The sequence below is a fragment of the Paenibacillus sp. CAU 1782 genome (assembly GCF_054551715.1).
Map to the genome: position 1 here is coordinate 1 of NZ_JBTOLL010000010.1, position 17,446 is coordinate 17,446.

The 17,446-nt window shown below is 51.3% G+C and carries 9 protein-coding genes and 2 riboswitches; of the genes, 5 read left to right on the forward strand and 4 right to left on the reverse strand.

All coding sequences use genetic code 11. The features are described from left to right. Positions 1 to 917: 917 nt before the first annotated feature. Positions 918 to 1,724 (reverse strand): transglutaminase-like domain-containing protein, encoded by an 807-nt coding sequence (locus ACX93W_RS18465; RefSeq protein ID WP_459393856.1) that lies wholly within the window; start codon positions 1,722 to 1,724, stop codon positions 918 to 920. A 14-nt stretch (positions 1,725 to 1,738) separates the two neighbouring features. Next, a riboswitch (cyclic di-GMP riboswitch) is annotated at positions 1,739 to 1,819 on the reverse strand. A gap of 75 nt (positions 1,820 to 1,894) precedes the next feature. Beyond that, a riboswitch (cyclic di-GMP riboswitch) is annotated at positions 1,895 to 1,974 on the reverse strand. Positions 1,975 to 2,460: 486 nt separating this feature from the next. Next, positions 2,461 to 3,462, reverse strand: a complete 1,002-nt coding sequence (locus tag ACX93W_RS18470; RefSeq protein WP_459393857.1) for a copper amine oxidase N-terminal domain-containing protein — start codon at positions 3,460 to 3,462, stop codon at positions 2,461 to 2,463. 278 nt (positions 3,463 to 3,740) lie between these two features. Between ACX93W_RS18470 and ACX93W_RS18475 the strand changes: the two genes are divergently transcribed. Genes ACX93W_RS18475 through ACX93W_RS18490 form a run of 4 tightly spaced genes read left to right on the forward strand, consistent with a single transcriptional unit; the run spans position 3,741 to position 11,456 of the window. Continuing rightward, positions 3,741 to 5,060 carry a glycoside hydrolase family 125 protein gene (locus ACX93W_RS18475; RefSeq protein ID WP_459393858.1) on the forward strand — a complete coding sequence of 440 codons (1,320 nt, stop codon included), beginning with the start codon at positions 3,741 to 3,743 and terminating at the stop codon, positions 5,058 to 5,060. Beyond that, a complete protein-coding gene (locus ACX93W_RS18480; RefSeq protein WP_459393859.1) occupies positions 5,057 to 8,356 on the forward strand; it encodes a beta-galactosidase in 3,300 nt (1,099 codons plus the stop codon). The genes ACX93W_RS18475 and ACX93W_RS18480 overlap by 4 nt, the downstream gene beginning before the upstream one ends. Positions 8,357 to 8,382: 26 nt before the next feature. Beyond that, positions 8,383 to 8,676, forward strand: coding sequence for a hypothetical protein (locus ACX93W_RS18485; protein ID WP_459393860.1), 294 nt, complete (start codon positions 8,383 to 8,385; stop codon positions 8,674 to 8,676). After that, positions 8,673 to 11,456 carry an alpha-mannosidase gene (locus tag ACX93W_RS18490; RefSeq protein ID WP_459393861.1) on the forward strand — a complete coding sequence of 928 codons (2,784 nt, stop codon included), beginning with the start codon at positions 8,673 to 8,675 and terminating at the stop codon, positions 11,454 to 11,456. Before ACX93W_RS18485 ends, ACX93W_RS18490 begins: the two co-directional genes overlap by 4 nt. Positions 11,457 to 12,834: 1,378 nt before the next feature. Here the strand turns inward: ACX93W_RS18490 and ACX93W_RS18495 are convergent. Continuing rightward, positions 12,835 to 14,403: a response regulator gene (locus ACX93W_RS18495; protein WP_459393979.1), complete on the reverse strand. Its 1,569-nt coding sequence runs from the start codon at positions 14,401 to 14,403 to the stop codon at positions 12,835 to 12,837. Position 14,404: 1 nt separating this feature from the next. Next, positions 14,405 to 16,240, reverse strand: coding sequence for a sensor histidine kinase (locus tag ACX93W_RS18500; protein WP_459393862.1), 1,836 nt, complete (start codon positions 16,238 to 16,240; stop codon positions 14,405 to 14,407). Between the two features lie 252 nt (positions 16,241 to 16,492). Here ACX93W_RS18500 and ACX93W_RS18505 point away from each other — a divergent pair, with 252 nt between their 5' ends. Beyond that, positions 16,493 to 17,431: an ABC transporter permease gene (locus ACX93W_RS18505; RefSeq protein WP_459393863.1), complete on the forward strand. Its 939-nt coding sequence runs from the start codon at positions 16,493 to 16,495 to the stop codon at positions 17,429 to 17,431. Positions 17,432 to 17,446: the final 15 nt, after the last annotated feature.

The following is a 17,446-nucleotide window of genomic DNA, read 5'->3' on the forward strand; positions in this document are numbered from 1 at the left end:
CTGCTTCTCAAGGAGATTAAACAGGGCAGTTTCACTCGTTGTTCAGTTTTCAAAGAACAAGCTTTTGTTTCGTTTTGTTTCGTGTGTCCCGCATGTCTCAGCGGCGACTTAAATAATATAACACGACCCTTATATACATTGCAACCCTTTTTTTCGGATTTTCTTATATTTTGTCGAAATTCCTGTGATTAATTATTGCTTTAAAAAATTACTTCATTAATATACACAATTATAAACATATATTTTCAGTCATTCTGAATTACCCTCGGCGCGTAAAATATGCAGTTTGTCGGGATTGATCTAGATATTAACGCAGTGATAACGGTGATAACTGTATGGGCACCTCATTACTGATAGAGTAAGAATCTTCGTTTCCCTATGCTTCATTCGGCTAGATCTCTTATTTGATACTGATTCTGCAGCCAGCTATGCCTCGCAATGAGAAATCGGACTCTTCGAAAAACCTCTACAAAACTATTTTTTCAAAATACATTACCGCAGTTTTACTTCGTCCCCGTAACCTTGTCAATGGGGCGGCTTCTATTGTGTTTTGTCACATGACAAAAAAGTGACAACAATCACTACCGGATCTTTATCTGTTTATCTATACTTGTTTGACGTAGGCATTTTTACCTGTTAATCATACTTTAGTCCTGTATTTTTTCTATTGAATTTGCTATAATTCCAATAGATGTAAAGCGAGGTGATGATCTCTGTCCGGATATATGATGTTTACAGAGCTGCAGACTCCTTTGAAGATTTTTGGCATACGTTTGTTTAAGGATGAAGACGGGAAGTATTGGTACAAATATAAGGCCAACAAAAGAAAACGGATATTTTAACCGTCATAGGCTCGCCAGCTGCAATTAAAAAAAGCCCGCCATATCGGCGAGCTGTTTAAGTGTGCATGTATGGTATTAGTACTTTTTAGCCGCTGTGTATTTGCCGGCTTCTTTAATCATCTCTATTTTTTTGTTGCCTGCTTTTAAACCCGCATCCACTGTCGTATCGATGATGACCCACTTGCCGTTCAAATAAACCTCATTCCAAGCATGATAGACATCCACATAATCCGATTCGCCCATCACGAGTTTGGTTGGAATACCGAGGCTGCGAAGCATACCCGCAGTTAACGCGGCATACCCGTAGCAAATATCTTTTCTTGTCGAAAATGTGCGGTCAATGCTGGGAAGATAATCAGCGGGCACATTGGCCGCCAATTTTTTATCGTAGGCGATGTTTGCAATGACATAGTCATAAACAGCCTTAACTTTTTCTTCGTCCGTCTTTTTGCCTTTAGCCAATTGGGAAGCTTGAACAATCGCTTTGCTGGTGCTTGTCCAGCTGACATTTTGAATAGAGTTAAGATAAACCGCTTTTTCATCCTTCACATTCAACGTCACCGTGCTTTGCAGGACGCCTTTGAACTTTTTATCAGATACATGCTCCAGCACAGTGACTTTGTATTCGCCATTGCCCAGTTGCAAAGGGAACGTCTCTGTAGCTTGTCCGGCGATCAAATTGTACGTGTAGCTTTCTTTGCCTTTGGTGATCATTAGTTTGGTCGAAACGTTGGGGTTTACTTTGTAGGTAACCGAAATGGCGCCTTGAGACAGAAGATCGGTGCCCAACCATTCAGTACCTTTCGAGGTTTGTGCCGATGCAACTTGCACAGAAGTGAACAGGAGAATTACGGCAATTGCCATCGTAATGAGTTTACGCATGAAGAAAATCCCCTTTCGGCGGCCAGGCTGCCATCTGTGTAGAAGGCCCTATAGCTTTGCGTCCCTACCTTTCGATAGGTTTGCTATTATCGGTGTTAGGTTTTCTTTTGTTCAATATTGGCCTACTTTTGTTCAAAAAAGGGCCAGAAAAAACAAAAAAAGCATGTCCATTCGGTAGCTGGCTGCCATCAATTAGGAAGGCCCTATAGCTTTGCGTCCCTACCTTTCGATAGGTTTGCCGTTATCGTGTATTGCTTATCTAGTTCTATTCTACCACGATTTTGTCACAATTCAATAGATTCATAGAAAAATAAACCACTGCCTGACAACAATTCTGCCGTTACCTGTCGCTCCATTGAACAAATGACGTCGAAGGAGTGAACAAGCCTGGATGCAGTTAGGTCTGGCAGCATACAAAGGGGCTGTCCGAAAAGCCGATCCGCGTATCTGATTCAATTAAAAACGCTAATGGACATCCGTGTCCGTTAGCGCTTATTTTTTAGCTTTTTGCGTTTGTAACGGACATTGATGTCCGTTACAGCGAAAATTATCCAATAATTACCCATTTTGGGGCTCTAACGGACAAGGATGTCCGTTAGCATTTCAAAATCTGCGTTTTACGCGTCTAACGGACTTCCGTGTCCGTTAGAGCGTTTGACTTTTTGGACAGCCCCTTATTTCCATTCAAATATGTGAAGAAGAAGGAATTCGCCAAACATGCTGGCTCTTTTGACCGTTAACCCAGATTCCCGGCTATAGCTCGACCAGCGGCCAGTTCCGCCTGGAACGCTTTGCGATACTCCTCAATGATATCTGTACTATAACCGTTTGCGGTTAGACTTGCAGATACGCTGGACAAAAGGGATTCAAACTTGCTTGTGCAGCTATCCACTTCCTTGCTAATCTGGGCTTTAATCTGTGCTTTTGCGGCGGCGTCGCTTGTTGCATAATAGTCCAGTCCCAGACCGATCAATGTTGCCTTGCAGCTGTCTCTCAACGTTTCAAGAGAGCTCTGCGCGCTAGCTGTAATTTGCTCGTAGGTCAGTTTGGCAGGAACGCCCCCACCGCCTGCGCCGCCGCCCGCTACAGGCTGCGTTCCCGCTCCGCCATTTTCGCCAGACGCACCGCCATTATTGCCGCCCGGTTTGCCGGGAACCGTTTCTTCATTAAATTGTGCCCGATACGCCTCGGATTCTCCGTTTACCGTCCGGCTCACAGGGTCCCAATTCATTTCCGTGCCGATCGCTTCAGCAAGGAAGCGAACCGGAACATAGATCGTGCCGCTGTAAATAAACAGAGACTGACCTTCCGGCAATGTTTTGGCTGTTCCATTAAAGAGCAGCGTCGCATTAATCGTGCGAACCGGCAGGTTTACGCTTTTAAAGTCTTTGACTTTGCTTGAGCTATTGTTCAAAAGCTGCTTTTGAAGCTCCTCCAGCTCTTTTTCGTTTGGCTCATCCACTGTTACCTGCAGCTTTTTGCCGTCCCAGCCTACTGTTTGCTGAAGAGCATACGATATGTAACGAATGGGAAGATACACCCTGCCTTGATAGATAAAAGAATGCTGGCCTTCCGGCAGCTTCAGCTCTTGTCCGTCAAATACGAGTCCGACCGCTTGGGTTTTGACATTGACCACGGTCGGTTTTGAAGCATCGGCAGCCCACACGCCAGCAGGGATAAGTCCCAACAGCAGCAGCATGGCAAATGTCAGGGCAACCGTTCTTTTTAATGAATGCACGAATAAATCTCCTTCCTTTCTTAACTCTATTAAGCTTATTGTATAGCATAATGTACCAATCTCCAACCATTCCCCTCATAAAAACGGCTTGCCTCCGTATGCGAAAAGAGCAGACAGAAGGCAATCGGCAGCTTTCTTTAATTTTTACCGCATTCCTTTAATTTGTTAGCTGTCGGCATGAGGCTTAATCCGTTATTTTTAAGGTAAGCTTATCTTAGAGGACTTTTTGAACATGCACTTAAAGGTAGCACTATTCGTTTTGAGGGGGTTCCCGATTCATGGAACAATTCAGATTGCCAAAAGTTACAATCCCGAGCCTGGAATTGCCAAACGCTGTACAAGATGTGCTGCGCGAGGCTGAGCAAAAGCTGGCTCATCGACCAAAATTACTTCAGCTGTTTAAAAACTGTTTTCCCAATACGCTTGAAACCACTACAAAGCTGATGCCCGACGGCACGACCTTCGTCATCACTGGCGACATCCCGGCCATGTGGCTGCGCGATTCCGTTGAGCAAGTGATCCACTACGTTCCGCTGGCGGCCGAAGACGAGGATCTTGGGCGCATTATCGCCGGTTTGATCAAACGTCATATGGAAATGATTCTGATCGATCCCTATGCGAACGCATTCAATGAAAGCGCGAACGATTGGCATTGGAATACAACGGACGAAACGGACATGTCACCATGGGTTTGGGAGCGCAAGTTCGAGCTGGATTCCATCTGCTTCAGCATTCGTCTGGCTTATCTGTACTGGAAAGAAACCGGCAATGCGGATATTTTCGACGCGGGCTTCAAGCAAGCTATGCTGGCCATTCTGGATCTGTGGCGCACAGAGCAGCACCATTTTGAAAAATCGCCTTACCGCTTTACCCGCAACAACGGCATTCCAACCGATTCGCTGCGCAACAACGGCCTCGGCATGCCTGTCAACTATACCGGCATGATCTGGTCCGGCTTCCGTTCCAGCGACGATGCCTGCGATTTCCATTACAACGTGCCTGCCAATATGTTTGCCGTTGTATCTCTTCGCCAGATGGGTGAAATTGCGGAATGGGTTTTCCGCGACATGAAGCTTGTTCAGGAGCTTGCGGCGCTTGAGGCCGACGTTAATCACGGCATCGAGCTGTACGGCATGTATAACCATCCTGAATTCGGAAAAATCTACGCCTATGAAACCGACGGCTACGGCAATTACTGTCTGATGGATGATGCGGGTACGCCTGGTTTGATGTCGATCAGCTATCTCGGCTATGCTCCGGCTGACGATCCTATCTATCTCAACACCAGACGTTTTGCGCTTAGCAAAGAAAATCCTTTCTACTACGAAGGAAGCGCGGCTAGCGGCATCGGAAGCCCGCACACGCCTCCGGGCTATATCTGGCACATGGCATTGTCCATGCAAGGACTGACAGCTACCGACAAAGAAGAAAAGCTGAAAATGATTAACTGGCTGGAGTCCACCGATGCCGATACCGGCTTCATGCACGAAGGGTTCCATTCCGACGATCCGACTCAGTTCACGCGCAAATGGTTCGCCTGGTCCAACAGCCTGTTCTCCCAGCTCGTATACAAAGCGATGAAGGACAACTTACTATGAGCAAATCGATCCTGATTTTTGCCGATTCACAGTTTCCGACACCCTCCAGGGCTTCCCTGGAGGGCATTCAACAGCTTGCGGAAAATGCCACGCTCGTTCTTGCCGAACAGTTGGCTGAAAAGCTTGATGAGCTAAATGAAGGCGTATTCGTCAATCTGCATGCGCCGTATTTCCCTAAAGCGGCTTGGGGCAGCATCACTGCGTTTCTGAAGCGCGGCGGCGGATTAATTAGCGCCGGCGGAGCCCCGTTCCGCTTTCCTGTTGAACGGACCGAGTCCGGCTGGAAAGCCGGCACCGAACAAACGGCCTACCACCAAGAGCTGCACATCCATGAGGTTTTGCCGGTTGATCCTGCACCCGTTGCGAGCTTGTCCGCCAATTCGGACATTCCTCTGCTGCAGGGCGCGGAGATTCTGTTCGATATAGAGCCAACATGGAATATGGTGCCGCATGTATCCAAAAACAGCGAGCTTCCTCATCAGATGGGCTCCGCAGGCCCAATGGACGCTCATCTGTTTCCGCTGCTGACCGGGGTATCGCAAGACGGACGTTCCGTCGCTGCGCCCGTTGTGCTTTGGGAAAATACCAAAGGCAAATTCCAGGGCGGACGCTGGCTGTTCGTAAACCAGACGATCGGAGATCGCTTTTGGCAAAATGGCGGCGCTGAACAGCTGCTGGCTTGGGCGCGTTATTGCGCAGCGTCCGTGACCGAGTTTTGGCTGAAGCCAAACTACGCGTCCTACGAGCCGGGTGAACGGGCCACTTTAACGTTCCAGCATCAATGGCTGGGTCAAGGCGGCGCACCAACCGGCAAAAAGAACGCTTCATCCGCTGGAGCGGCGGCATCGCAAACCGCTTCAGGATCGGCCAATGCGGCAGCTCCGGCCAGCAACGCAGCCGGTGACGGTCAAGCTGCTCCAACGTCTACGTCAGGTCAAGAGTGGAACGTAACTCTGACAGTCGACTTTGTGAAGTCCGATGCCCTCTCCGCACGGAGCGAAGCCGCAGGCCAAGGAGAAGCAGCTGGGCAATCGGAAGCATCGCGCCTCTGGGAACATCAAGAGAAAGTGACATCGTCCCAGCGCTTGTCTTTTAGGCACATCACGCTTCCTTTTGACATCCAGTCCGGCTACTATGAGGTCGTATGTCGCGCCGAAGCGGCAAGCGGCGAGGTTCGCGTATTGCGTCAAGGCTTCTGGGGGATGGACCGCGCTTTCCTGGCACAGGGCGAACCCGTGACCTGCGACCGCGACTACTTCCAAAAGGACGGACGCCCTCTGCCCGTTGTCGGCATGACCTACATGACGTCCGATGTTGCGCGCAAGTTCCTGTTCCTGCCTAATGCTTCCGTCTGGAGCCGCGACATGGCGCAGATGAGCAATGCCGGCATCAACTGGATTCGGACCGGCATCTGGACCGCCTACCGCAATATTATGCAGACAGACGGCCATGCTTCGGAGGATGCCCTGCGGGCGATCGACGCATTCCTGCTGACAGCCAAAAGCTACAATCTGCAGGTTACATTTACGTTTTTCTCCTTTACTCCGGAAACCTGGGAAGGCGTCAATCCGTATCTGGACCCGCGCAGCGTGGAAGCCCAGAAGCGGTTTATCGGAGCCATCGTGTCCCGTCATCGGGATACAGCCAACGTGGATTGGGATCTGATCAACGAACCTTCGATGTTCGACCCGGTTCGCATTTTCTCCGACGGCCCGCGCACCTGCGGCGACGTGTACGAACGCGAAGCGTACTCGGCATGGCTGCGTCAGCGCCATGGCTCGATCGAAGCTTTGCAGGAGAGATGGAATATGACGCCGGTTCAACTGCCGGATTTTGAAGCAGCGGGGCCTCCTGAAGCAGAGAAAATCAATTTTGACGTACAAGATATGCATCAGGGCAAAAAAGGGCTTCAATGGCTCGACTACGTCCTGTTCTCGATGGACATGCACAACCGCTGGGCCAGCGAGCTGTATGCCGCCATCAAGGAAGAATGTCCGAACCATATGGTAACGGTCGGCCAGGACGAAGCGCTCGGCGCGCAGCGTCCATCGCCTTTCTTCTACGGCGAAGCCGTCGACTATACGACGGTTCACTCCTGGTGGCTGAACGATCAACTGCTGTGGGACGGCATTTTTGCCAAAACGGCGGATAAGCCAAACCTGGTGCAGGAAACGGGCATCATGTATGTGGAAACGCCCGATGGCCGCGCCAAGCGGACCGAACAAGAGCTTCACAACATTTTGGAGCGTAAATACGCCTACGCCTTTGCTGCCGGCGGAGCAGGCGCCGTCCAATGGATCTGGAACACCAACTTCTATATGGACAATGCCAATGAGTCCCATATCGGAGCGCTGCGCGCAGACGGAACGGAGAAGCCGGAAGCGGATGTTTCCTACCGCTTTGGATCATTTATGGCGGAAATCCGCGACTTGTTCCGGAACCGGAAGCTAGAGGATATCGCGGTTGTTTTCCCGTATTCCAACGACTTCTCCAACCGGAAGCTGGCGTTTGAAGCGACGACTGCGGCAACGCGTACGCTGGCCTATGAACTGAAGCGCAATTTCCGGGGAACCGGCGAATATCAGCTGGAGGCGCTGGAGCAAAATCCGCCAAGGTTGATTTTATTGCCTAGCCCCCATAACATAGAAGCTGAAGCCTTGAACAGGCTGCTTGATCTGGTAAGCCAATCGGGCGCTACTTTGCTTCTGACCGGACCTGCGGGCCTGGATGCTTATTGGCATCCGCAGAACACACTGAACAGCCTGATTGGCGAACGCCTCCCTGCCAATGTTCGTCGCGAGGAGCAGCTGAAGCTGAACGGAGAGGTTTATGCCGCCTCCTTCGGCATGCGCAAAATCGCGCAGCTGGCAAAAGAAATTCCTGCCTCGGGCAAAAACGGACCAAACGAGGTCGTAACGGTGGCCCACGGCGCAGGCAAGCTGATCTGGTGTCCGCTGCCGCTGGAGCTGAACGACCGCGACGAGGCGCTTTCCGCACTGTACCGCTATGCGCTGCAGGAGGCGGGCTGCGAGGAAGAGCTGGAATGGCTGAAGGGCGGTTCCCTGCCGGGCGTCTATGGACGCAAGCTGAGCTTTGACGACGGCGCATTGTTTGTGTTCGTATCGGAGTTTGGCCAGGATGCCGATATTTCGGTCAAGGACAACGCAACCGGACAAACGTACTCCTTCAAGCTGGAGGAAGAACGCTCCGTCCTGTTTGCTGTGAACAACAGCGGCGATATTTTGTCCGTGTACAGACCGCTTGAGGTAGGTATCGAGACAGAGCCGCGCGCTTAACGACATTGCGGGGACATGTGCCCCGCATGCTGACACTCAAGCAAAAACCTACAGCAAGAACAACACCAAGAACAACAAAAGCAAGAACAAGAGCAACAGCAAGAAGAACAACAAGAACAAGAACAAGAGCAACAGCAAGAGCAACAACAAGAACAAGAGCAACAACAACAACAACAAGAACAAGAACAAGAACAAGAACAAGAACAAGAACAAGAACAAGAACAAGAACAAGAACAAGAACAACAAGAACAAGAACAACAACAACAACAACAAGAACAACAGCAAGACCTAAATGTACAAAAATGCGAGGTGCGACATGACAGCAAAGAGAACGGCTCATCTGATCTCCCATACCCACTGGGACCGGGAATGGTATCTGCCTTACGAAAAACATCATGTATTGCTTATTGAACTAATGGATACCTTGCTCGACACCATGGAGCGCGACCCTGAATTCCGCAGCTTCCATCTCGACGGTCAAACAATCATCATCGACGACTACTTGCAAGTCCGTCCAGAGAAACGCGAGCTGCTTACCAAATACATTAAGGAAGGCCGCATCCAGATTGGACCTTGGTACATTCTGCAGGATGCTTTCCTGACCAGCAGCGAAGCCAACGTGCGCAATATGCAAATCGGCCATGCCGACGCACGTCCTTACGGACAATTGGCACGCATCGGCTATTTCCCCGACACATTCGGAAATATGGGCCAGGCTCCGCAAATTTTGAAGCAAGCCGGCATTGACAACGCAGTGTTCGGACGCGGCGTTAAACCTACAGGCTTTAACAATACCGTCAGCGACGGCGACTACGAGTCTGCTTTCTCCGAGCTGATCTGGGAAGGACCGGACGGCTCCCGCGTGCTTGGCGTTTTGTTCGCGAACTGGTACTGCAACGGGATGGAAGTTCCCGTCGACCCGGCAGAAGCCAAAGTATATTGGGACAAAAAGCTGGAAGAGGCCGAAAAATACGCCGCTACCGGACAACTGCTCTTCATGAACGGCTGCGACCACCAGCCTGTGCAAACGGATCTCAGCCAAGCGCTGGAAGAGGCGCGCAAGCTGTATCCCGACACCGAGTTCCTGCATTCCAGCTTCGAGGAATATTTGACGGCGCTTCGCAACGCGCTTCCGGACGAGCTGTCGGTTGTTAAGGGCGAGCTGCGCAGCCAACGCACGGACGGCTGGTCCACGCTGGTGAACACCGCGTCGGCGCGCGTCTACCTCAAGCAAATGAACCAAGTGGGACAAACCCTGCTGGAGAAAGTAGCCGAGCCCCTTGCCGCTTTAGCTTACTGGTCCGGTGCCGACTATCCGCATCACCTGTTCACTTACGCTTGGAAAACATTGATGCAGAACCATCCGCATGACAGCATTTGCGGCTGCAGCGTGGACGAAGTTCACCGCGAGATGGTTACCCGCTTCGACAAGAGCCGCCATGTAACAGAAACGATCGTGGATGACGCATCGAACTACCTGGCTGGCAAAACGGACACTTCCGCTTTTGCTTCCTATGGCGAAGACGCTCTGCCGTTTGTTGTATTCAACAGCACCGGCTGGTCGAGAAGCGGCGTTGTAGAAGTGGAAATCGATATCGCGCGTATTTACTACCGCGACGGCGAGCCGCTTAACGTTATGAACCAAAAGATGAAGACGCTGGATATTTCCGGCCGGACTCTGGTGGATGCAAACGGCAAAGCATTGCCTGTCACAGTGACCGATCTTGGCCTGCAATTCGGCTATGACCTGCCGAAGGACAAGTTCCGCCAGCCTTACATGTGCCGCAGAGTGAAGCTGTCGTTCCATGCCGACAACGTGCCTGCGCTGGGTTGGGCGGCTTATGCTTACGTGCGCGCGCAAGGGAATCAGGCAGCGGCAGTCGCAACGGCGGCGGCTATCAGCCCGGACGCAATTGCTGGCGCCAACTTCCTGGAAAATCAATCGCTGCGCGTCGACATTGCGGCAGACGGCTCTTATTCCCTGAAGGACAAAACGACAGGCCGCGTCTATTCCGATCTGGGCGTTTACGAAAATACAGGCGACATCGGCAACGAATACATGTACAAGCAGCCTAACGGCGAAGTTGCTCTTTTGACAAAAGGACTTGCGGCAAAAATCGAGGTTCTTCAGCAAGGCGGCGACATCGCTTCTGTTTCCATCGTGCATCAATGGGAGATCCCTGCAAGCGCCGAAGAAGGCTTCGAGGACGAGAAGCAGGAGGCTGTTTATTTCCCTGAACGGACATCGCAGCGCTCCAAACAAACGGTTCCTTTTACAATCCGTACCGTACTTAGCCTCTCCCGTTCGTCGAAAGCATTGGATCTGGAAACCAGCTTCAACAACCAGGCAAAAGACCACCGCCTGCGGGCTCTGTTCCCAACGGATATCGAAGCCGCGACTCACAATGCGGACGCGATCTTCGAGGTAGCCGTACGCTCCAACGAGCCTGCTGCGGAATGGACAAACCCAAGCAACTGCCAGCATCAGCAAGCTTTTGCCGATGTTAGCGGAGAAGGCGCTGGTTTGACAGTTGCCAACCAAGGCCTGCATGAATACGAAGTGCTGCGCGATGGCCGCAATACGATTGCCGTTACGCTGCTTCGTTCCGTGGCTGAGCTTGGCGACTGGGGCGTATTCCCGACTCCTGAAGCGCAATGTCTGGGTGAATCTACCGTTCGCATGAGCTTAATTCCTCATGCCGGCAACGGCGCAGAGAACGATGCTTACGCATCGGCTTATCAGTATCAAGCAGGCTGGGTTGCCACCCAGACGGATTTGCATGGCGGCACGCTGCCTGCAATCGGCTCCGGCTTGAGCTGGAACGGCACGGGCGTTGCATTCTCCTCCATGAAGGTCAGCGAACAAACAGGCGACATCATGCTGCGCTGGTTCAACATGCAGCAAAAGCCGTCGGAGCTGCAGCTGCAGACATCCGGTCAGCCGGGAACGGCCGCTTCTCTGTACAAGAGCGACATTCTGGAGCAAGTGGGCGCCGAGCAGCCTAAGCAAGAAGCTGCGCAAACAGCAGCGGCCTGGACAACGGCCGTTGGCCCTTGCGAAATTTTGACGCTTGGTTTGACTCCTGCTTCGAAGAAATAAACCGAGCCCGAGCTTTGCGGGTAACTAGGTAACTCTAGCCCTTGCGGTATCAAGCTAATTCTTGCTCTTGAGGTAACTAGGTAACTCTAGCTCTTACGATAACAAGCTGACTCTAATTCTTGAGGTAACTAGGTAACTCTAGCTCTTGCAGTAACGAGCTAACCCTAGCTCTTGAGGTAACTAGGTAATCCCAGCCCTTACAGTAACTAGCTAACCCTAGCTCTTGAGGTAACTAGGTAATCCTAGCTCTTGCGGTCATCCGCGTCCGTTAGACATCGATTTCCAAAAAAATCAGATGTCTAACGGACGTTCATGGCCGTAAGGGCTCTTTTTGTCTCCATTTACCCGCTATTTTGTATGCTAACGGTCAAAAATGTCCCTTACGTTTGTTGTTTACGGCTATTTGCCCCTCTAACGGTCACCGGTGACCTTTAGCCAGCAGAACAAAATAGACAGGCACCAATATCCATCAGGCAGCTGACCACAGACAGTTAGCGAGCCCCAATGTACGTCATGAACAGCAGACCTAGCTGGCGACCATCAATGTCCATCATAGGCAGCTGACCACAGACAGTTAGCGAGCCCCAATGTACGTCATGAACAGCAGACCTAGCTGGCGACCATCAATATCCATCAGGCAGCTGACCACAGACAGTTAGCGAGCCCCAATGTACGTCACGAACAGCAGACCGTAGCAGGCCAGCATCAATGTACTCAGGCAATTGACCACTACAGGCGGCAAACGACACTCCTCATACAGCATGACAACAAATACTCCATGGCCCTTATGCACGACTCAACACAAGCTACTTACTCTATTGCACTTTGCACACGACTCAACTCTCGCACTCCTTCTACGGCACTTGGCCACTACTCAACACACGCTACTCTACGGCACTTTGCTCACGACTCAACCCGTACTCCGTCTATGGCGCTTTGCCAGCTACTCAACACACACTCCCTCTGGTACCAAGTGCACCCCATGCCGGCGGATAGCGAGCAGCAAGCAACGCTAAATGGCGAGCACCAAACACTCTTTCCACGCCTGGCATTGCCACAAAAGAAAAACGCCCCCTCTTCGCCGATTATGCGGCGTAAATGGAACGTTTTTTCGTTATAGACCTACAGCAAGGTCGTACTATTGGATTTCAATTGCTTTATTCAGCATACTTGCTGCACTTGTTATACTTGTGCACTTACTGTACTTGCAGAACTTGTTGCACTTACTGCACTTACTGCACTTCCTGCACTTTCTGCACTTACTGCACTTGCTGAACTTGTTGCACTTTTTGCATTTGCTCCACTTGCTGCATTGACTTCAGTCCATCCGGCTGCCCGCTTGCTCTGCTTTGCCTGGAAAGCAGCCTTATTAAACCATCTACAGCATCGTTCGGTACTCCGTCGGGGAGACGCCGCTGTATTTTTTGAACTGCTTGTAGAAGTAGTTGGAGTCCCAGAAGCCGACCTTGTTTGCAATGCTCTGCGTTTTCAGATTGGATTCCGCCAGCAGCTCCTTCGCTTTGCCGATCCGATAGCGATTGACGTAGTCGGAAAAGGTTTGCGAGGTTTCCTTGTGAAACAGCTGGCCCAAATAAACGGGATGGGTATGATAAAACTGGCCCAGCAGCTTAAGCGACAGCTCCTCGCTGTAATGGGTATGAATGTGCTGCAGAATTTGTTTGATAATAGGACTGACGCTGCTGCGGTCGTTCAAGGCTTCCGCGACGTTGCGGGCGATCAGCTTAACGCAGTCTGCCAGCCGCTTAGGCGTAGCTGCCTGGAAAATCCGCTCGCTAATATCCCGGTAGTCTTCGCCATCACCCATCAGAGATGTCTGCGCGTCACGCAGCATGCGAATCATGGAATGGCAGCGCTCCAGAGCCGCGTTGCGCAGCTGCGAAGGCGTAACCCCTTCGGTCTTCAAGCAAGCCTCAATGTCCTGATCGATCATCTCCAGCAGGGCATCCAGATCATTGGCGGCCAGCAGACGCGTATACTCCGAGTCGGGGCTGAACGCTATGCGAACTGCCGGCGCGTCGCCGGGCTTTTCATCATAGCCCCATACAATCCGCCCCGGGTCAAGCAAGGTGAGCGACAACGCCTCCTGTGCATGCTGGTAGCTGTCCGGAATTTGGGCAATGCCGGACTGTACGCTGCCGATCAATACAAGCGGCCGAATCCCGTGGACGTCCTCCAGCTTCCGGGCTTGCTTCTCCAGCGTTTCCCGCAGCCGGAGCAGCATTTCCTTGCCTGTCGACGGCAGGCCGCAAACCGCGATCAGATCATCATCCAGATTGATCAGGCAAATAGAGGGCACTCCCTCCAGGTTGAGCCCGTCCTCCATCTCCCTGCGCACAAGCGCCGCTCTCTCCGCCCCATGATTCTCCTCATCCTCGCAGGCGGGATGCACCGTTTGAATCAGCACGACGGCCGCATGCGGCGCAGGCATCTTCATATGCAGCAAATCGGCTCGGCTGGCCCATTCGTCCAGCGTCATGCGCCGTGTCAGCCAGCGGAACCACAGATTATCCTTTAAATGCTGTATTTCATCATCCAGCAGCCTGTCGGATTGGTCACGCACCAGCTGCTCTACCGTATTGACCACCGTTTGCTGAAGCTCTTCCCGGTTAATCGGCTTGAGCAGATAGTTTTCGATGCCGATGCGGATAGCTTCTTTTACATACACAAACTCATTGTATCCGCTGAGAACAATGCAGCGCAGCCGAGGATTCCTCTCCTTCAGCCTGCGCATCAGCTCAAGCCCGTCCATCTCCGGCATGGAAACATCCGTGAGCAGGATGTCCACGCGCAGGTTTTCCTCAGCGATTAACTCCAGCGCCTCTTCCCCGTTCTCCGCTTCGCCAACGATATTCAGATCAAGAGCGTTCCAATTCAATATCGCATGAAGCCCCTCCAGAATCAGAGGCTCATCATCCACTATAAACACATTAAACAAGACCGTTCCCTCCCTTTTGATAAGGAATCCGCAGCTTGACGACGGTGCCCTCATTCCAGACGCTGTCCACGCTTACGCCGTAGTTTGACCCGTAGAGCAGTCTGATGCGGTCATGTACATTCATCAGCCCGATCGACGTACCCGAAAGCCTGACCATGCTGCTGAGCGCCTGCTGCAGCTCGTCCAGCCGCTCCGGCTTAACCCCTTTGCCATTATCCTCTATGGTAATCGCCAGCGTTGCCCCATCGTCCTCAATGCGGGATGTAAGAGTGATCGCAGTCACTTTTTTGCCGGAGCGAACGCCATGAACAATCACGTTTTCTACCAGCGGCTGCAGAAGAAGCTTAAGCAGCGAGCTTGATCTTGTAGCCGGCTCCAGCTCTATGCTGTAGCTGATCCGGTCCTTCAGCCGGATGCGGTACAGCTCCAGGAAGCGGCGGCAGTTCTCGCATTCCTCCTCCAGCGTCACCATCGTTTCCTGCTTGATCGTATAACGCAGGAGCGAGCCTAGCAGGTAGGTCATGTCCCCGACATTTTCAGCGCCTTCCGCAATGGCCTTCATCCGTATCGCTTCCAGCGCATTGTAAAGGAAATGCGGGTTGATCTGGGCCTGGAACGCCATCAGCTCCGCATGCTTCTGCTTGATTTCGGAGACGTAAACCTGCTTGATATAGCTGTCCAGCTCCTGGCACATGAGATTAAAGCTGGTCGAGATTTCGTCCAGCTCGTCATTTTTGCGAATCGGGATTCGTACGTTCAAGTCGCCTTTGCGCGCATGACGCATCGCCCTAATAATGGAATGCGTCCGCGTGGAATAGCGATATACCGTAAAATAAGCGAACAGCACCGTAACAACGATACAAATCGCCGTGATGGAGATTACCCGGCTTTTGAAGCCCAGATTGCTCTGGTCCATCTCTTTTTCCTGCAGCAGCGCTGCTACGTACAGTCCGGATTTGTCGGTTCTTTCAATAGTTGTATACGTTTTCAAGCTGCTTTTATTTATATTCCCCTGCTGCAGAAGCTCCTTCATGTGGGGATAAATCTTGCCCGTGTTCTCTCCCGTTGAATCATACAGAACCGTACCGTCCTGAAAAAGGACAAGCTGGCTGCCTTTATGATCGCCTACCTTGGAGCGCAGCACGCTTCGCAAGGAATCCGCCTTGTACGTGATCAGAAGCGCGCCAACATTGCGCAGCGTCGCGGGATCGTTGATCTCCAGCGCAAACGTGTAATTTCCTTCCCCCGTAATGCCCAGCACCTTGTCCAGCTCGGGACTTCGAGAACTCGCCCTCTTCTGCGAACGCATCTGATTGATGACTTCCCCAATCCCGGCTTGGCTTTCGGGCAAAGCGGTGAAATGGGTCAGCGAGGTCTGGTACACATAGAGAAAGGACTGGCTCGAGCTGTACAACGCGATATTGGATATATCGGCATCACGGTCCAATTGGCTTTCAAAAAAAGTGATCATATCGCGATCATTCGACGTGCTCCCCGACAAATAGGATTCCAGCCGGTGCCGCACATAATCGGGAAGATCGTTGTTCAGGAAAAACAACACATCCTCCTGCAGCGCCTTGTCCCGGTAAACCTGAAGCATGACGTCCTGGGACATGTCCATCTTCTGATCCAGGTAGCTCGATATCGTATCGACGGTCAGCACTTGGGCGGACAATTCTTTTTGCAGCAAGGAATCCGTGTAATATTGATAAATCAAAACGGCAAGTGTGAGAAAAGCCACAACCGCCACCAATGAATAAATAAAGACGATTCTACCGAAAATTTTCTTGTGAAAACCAAAAAAAGAACGTTCCTTCAAGAGAGTCATGATGATCTGTCTCCTATAGCGGGCTGCTTGGCAACCTCTGCTTTTGTGTCCTGTTTTCCTTTACTTCATGCTACCATGACGAGGGTCCCGAGAAAAGAACAGCCTTTTCCACAACTTTAATTTATACTGCAAACCTTAGTTTTATCAACTTTAACCAAGTAACCCGTTTCAGGTAAGGTTATATATAGACGCAGCAAATCTGGAACGTAATGATCGGCCGCAACCATGAATAACAGAACTGGAGGAGTGTCAATGAAAGCGCTGTACCAATTTGCAAAAAATTTAAACCGCAATAAAGCTTTTTTGCTGATGGTGCTGCCGGGAGCCTTGTGGCTTCTTATTTTTGCCTATCTGCCAATGCCGGGTGCGGTTATCGCATTCAAGGAATACCGGTTTGGCAAAGGCGGATTTTTGGCCAGCATACTTGAGTCCGATTGGGTGGGCTTCAAAAACTTTGAATTCCTGTTTACCGCGCAGGACGCTTTTATCATTACGCGGAACACCGTGCTTTACAATCTTGTTTTTATCATACTTGGCCTGATCTGTTCGGTCTCCATGGCAATCATTCTGCATGAGCTGACCAACAAAAAACTGTCCAAGCTGTACCAGACAGGCATGTTCATGCCTTATTTCCTGTCCTGGGTTATCGTTGGTTACTTCGCATTCAGCTTCCTGAGCATCGACAAAGGCGTGCTGAACCAGGTTGTTCAATATTTCGGCATGGAGCCGATCTCCTGGTATAGCGAGCCGAAGTATTGGCCGTACATTCTCGTCTTCCTTAACTTGTGGAAGGGTATCGGCTACTCCAGCGTTATCTATCTGGCATCCATCGCAGGTATCGACAGGTCTTACTATGAAGCAGCCATGATCGACGGAGCCAACAAGTGGCAGCAGGTAACGCGCATTACATTGCCTCTGCTGCAGCCGATGATGATCATTCTGACCATCCTGGCGATCGGCGGCATTTTCCGTGCGGACTTCGGTTTGTTCTATCAAATTCCGCGGGAATCCGGTATCTTGTTCCCGGTCACCAACGTTATCGACACCTACGTATACCGCGCGCTCAAAGTTGTCGGAGACTTCGGCATCAGTACCGCTACCGGCTTGTATCAATCCGTAGTCGGCCTCATACTGGTTCTTACGGCTAACGGCATTGTCAAAAAAATCAACAGGGATCAGGCACTGTTCTAGGAGGAGATGGAGATG